1 protein-coding gene is annotated in these 261 nt (G+C 67.8%); it reads left to right on the forward strand.

Translation table 11 applies throughout. The features are described 5' to 3' along the window. Positions 1–19 precede the first annotated feature (19 nt). Positions 20–261, forward strand: a 242-nt coding sequence (locus ACHAAJ_RS15625) for a hypothetical protein (protein WP_435729163.1), incomplete at its 3' end; no start/stop codon positions are given.

The raw sequence follows: 261 nt of genomic DNA on the forward strand, positions 1-261 counted from the left end.
TCTCTTCTAGTGTGAATGCATGGATACGAACATGGATTCGGTAGTGGTGGGGGGATGGGTCCTCACCCCGGATCCTGGCTTGCGTGGGGTGAACGCGGGGCGCAGGTTCGAGCTCGCGGAGGAGCTGCGGCGGTTCGCCGAGGCCCAGGCCTACCGGGCGATGGTGATCCTGCACGACGACGCCCAGCGCAAGACCCCCGCCCACCTGGAGGCGTTGGAGTCCGGGCCCGGGATGGGGATCTCCGCGCGGTCCGGGAACCT

Source organism: Arthrobacter arnarulunnguaqae, from assembly GCF_051262515.1.
Lineage (GTDB): Bacteria > Actinomycetota > Actinomycetes > Actinomycetales > Micrococcaceae > Arthrobacter_N.